1 rRNA gene is annotated in these 3,145 nt (G+C 56.7%); it reads left to right on the top strand.

Annotated features, from left to right (window positions below):
• Positions 1-49: 49 nt before the first annotated feature.
• Positions 50-3,145, top strand: a 23S ribosomal RNA gene (locus QQX10_RS13600); the annotation flags it as partial.

The raw sequence follows: 3,145 nt of genomic DNA, 5'->3' as shown, positions 1-3,145 counted from the left end.
GCCCGTATTTTGAGAACTGCACAGTGGACGCGAGCATCTTTGTATCTGTGGTCAAGTTTTTAAGAGCACATGGTGGATGCCTTGGCAGCAGGAGCCGAAGAAGGACGTTGTAGCCTGCGATAAGCCTCGGGGAGCTGGCAAACGAGCTGTGATCCGAGGATGTCCGAATGGGGAAACCCCGCTGGAGTCATGTCCAGTGACCCACGCCTGAACACATAGGGCGTGTGGAGGGAACGTCGGGAAGTGAAACATCTCAGTACCGACAGGAAGAGATATTCCGTGAGTAGTGGCGAGCGAAAGCGGAAGAGGCCAAACCGTGTACGTGTCAAGCCGGCAGGCGTTGCGTATGCGGGGTTGTGGGACCTTTGAGAGGGATCTGCCGATCCTTCAGGGAGTTACAAATCCGCGTGATAGTCGAAGGGCATTGAAAGGCCCGGCATAGAGGGTGCGACCCCCGTAGACGAAATTTCGTGGACTCCCCAGAGTCATCCCAAGTAGCACGGGGCCCGAGAAATCCCGTGTGAATCAGCCCAGACCACTGGGTAAGCCTAAATACTACCTGCTGACCGATAGCGAATCAGTACCGTGAGGGAAGGGTGAAAAGTACCCCGAGAGGGGAGTGAAATAGTACCTGAAACCGTGTGCTTACAATCCGTCGGAGCCTCCTTAGCTGGGGTGACGGCGTGCCTTTTGAAGAATGAGCCTGCGAGTTAGTGCTCAGTGGCGAGGTTAACCCGTGTGGGGCAGCCGTAGCGAAAGCGAGTCCGAATAGGGCGTTTGAGTCGCTGGGTCTAGACCCGAAGCGAAGTGATCTATCCATGGCCAGGCTGAAGCGCGGGTAAGACCGCGTGGAGGGCCGAACCCACTTGGGTTGAAAACCGAGGGGATGAGCTGTGGATAGGGGTGAAAGGCCAATCAAACTTCGTGATAGCTGGTTCTCCCCGAAATGCATTTAGGTGCAGCGTTGCGTGTTTCTTGCCGGAGGTAGAGCTACTGGATGGCCGATGGGCCCCACCAGGTTACTGACGTCAGCCAAACTCCGAATGCCGGTAAGTGAGAGCGCAGCAGTGAGACTGCGGGGGATAAGCTTCGTAGTCGAGAGGGAAACAGCCCAGAACACCAACTAAGGTCCCTAAGCGTGTACTAAGTGGGAAAGGATGTGGAGTTGCATAGACAACCAGGAGGTTGGCTTAGAAGCAGCCACCCTTGAAAGAGTGCGTAATAGCTCACTGGTCAAGTGATTCCGCGCCGACAATGTAGCGGGGCTCAAGTACACCACCGAAGTTGTGTCATTCACACATCAGCATGGCCTTCGTGGTCCAAGCGTGTGGATGGGTAGGGGAGCGTCGTGTGGCGGGTGAAGCGGCGGAGTGATCCAGCCGTGGACGCCACACGAGTGAGAATGCAGGCATGAGTAGCGAAAGACGGGTGAGAAACCCGTCCGCCGAATGACCAAGGGTTCCAGGGCCAGGTTAATCCGCCCTGGGTAAGTCGGGACCTAAGGCGAGGCCGACAGGCGTAGTCGATGGACAACGGGTTGATATTCCCGTACCGGCGAAGAACCGCCCATGACGAGGCGGACGATGCTAAGTGCCCAAAGCCGGCGAAGCCTTCGGGTGGAGCTCGGTGGCGCGCACGAACCAGATCCGTAGTAGTCAAGCGTATTAACAGGGGTGACGCAGGAAGGTAGCCGAGCGTGGCGATGGTAGTCCACGTCTAAGGGTGTAGGGCGAACGGTAGGCAAATCCGCCGTTCACATGCCTGAGACCCGATGGTGACCACGTATGTGGGAAATCGGTGATCCTATGCTGCCAAGAAAAACCTCGGCGCGAGGTTCTAGCCGCCCGTACCCCAAACCGACTCAGGTGGTCAGGTAGAGAATACTAAGGCGATCGAGAGAATCGTGGTTAAGGAACTCGGCAAAATGCCCCCGTAACTTCGGGAGAAGGGGGGCCTGAGGCGTGAACCACCTTGCGTGGGGAAGCGTTTGAGGGCCGCAGAGACCAGGGAGAAGCGACTGTTTACTAAAAACACAGGTCCGTGCGAAGTCGCAAGACGATGTATACGGACTGACGCCTGCCCGGTGCTGGAAGGTTAAGAGGAGGGGTCAGCCGCAAGGCGAAGCTCCGAATTTAAGCCCCAGTAAACGGCGGTGGTAACTATAACCATCCTAAGGTAGCGAAATTCCTTGTCGGGTAAGTTCCGACCTGCACGAATGGCGTAACGACTTCTCCGCTGTCTCAACCGCGAACTCGGCGAAATTGCACTACGAGTAAAGATGCTCGTTACGCGCAGCAGGACGGAAAGACCCCGGGACCTTTACTATAGCTTGGTATTGGTATTCGGTGTGGTTTGTGTAGGATAGGTGGGAGACCGTGAAGCCGTGACGCCAGTCATGGTGGAGTCGTTGTTGAAATACCACTCTGATCACTCTGGATATCTAACCTCGGTCCGTAATCCGGATCAGGGACAGTGCCTGGTGGGTAGTTTAACTGGGGCGGTTGCCTCCCAAAGAGTAACGGAGGCGCCCAAAGGTTCCCTCAGCCTGGTTGGCAATCAGGTGGCGAGTGCAAGTGTACAAGGGAGCTTGACTGTGAGACTGACAGGTCGAGCAGGGACGAAAGTCGGGACTAGTGACCCGCCGGTGGCATGTGGAAGCGCCGGCGCTCAACGGATAAAAGGTACCCCGGGGATAACAGGCTGATCCTGCCCAAGAGTCCATATCGACGGCATGGTTTGGCACCTCGATGTCGGCTCGTCGCATCCTGGGGCTGGAGTTGGTCCCAAGGGTTGGGCTGTTCGCCCATTAAAGCGGTACGCGAGCTGGGTTTAGAACGTCGTGAGACAGTTCGGTCCCTATCCGCTGCGCGCGCAGGAAACTTGAGAAAGGCTGCCCCTAGTACGAGAGGACCGGGGTGGACCAACCTCTGGTGTGCCAGTTGTTCCGCCAGGAGCACGGCTGGTTGGCTACGTTGGGAAGGGATAACCGCTGAAAGCATCTAAGCGGGAAGCCTGTTTCAAGATGAGGTTTCCACGGACTTCGGTCCGGAAGGCCCCCTACAGACCATGGGGTTGATAGGCCGGATGTGGAAGAGAGGACTAACGACTCTTGAAGCTGACCGGTACTAATAGGCCGACAACTTGA

The sequence above is a fragment of the Demequina lignilytica genome, from assembly GCF_030418305.1.
Lineage (GTDB): Bacteria > Actinomycetota > Actinomycetes > Actinomycetales > Demequinaceae > Demequina > Demequina lignilytica.
This window is presented reverse-complemented; position numbering and strand designations above follow the sequence as displayed.